The organism is Paraburkholderia sp. BR10141, from assembly GCF_056155635.1.
On the sequence record NZ_JBMIQH010000156.1, the window covers coordinates 1 to 327 of the forward strand.

Here is a 327-nt window from a genome sequence, read left to right on the forward strand (position 1 = left end):
GTCGGTCGCCTTCGCTGAACCAGAGCGTATGGCGCAGCCAGTTTTCGTCGTCGCGATGTTCGTAGTCGCTCTGTGCGTGTGCGCCACGGCTTTCCTTACGGGCTTCAGCCGAAACCATCGTTGCGCGCGCAACTTCGATCAGGTTCGCCACTTCGAGCGCTTCCACGCGTGCCGTGTTGAACACCTTCGACTTGTCCTTCAGGTGGATGTGCTTCGCGCGCTCGGCGATCTGCGCGATGTCCTGCACGCCGTCTGCGAGCAGCTTCGACGTACGGAACACGCCTGCGTGCTTCTGCATCGAGCCGCGGATGTCGTTCGCGACGCTTT

Annotated in this window: 1 pseudogene; it reads right to left on the reverse strand. The window is 61.8% G+C overall.

Annotation, left to right across the window (positions count from 1 at the left end):
• Positions 1-327: pseudogene (locus tag ACOJB8_RS41280) on the reverse strand (succinate dehydrogenase/fumarate reductase flavoprotein subunit); the annotation flags it as partial.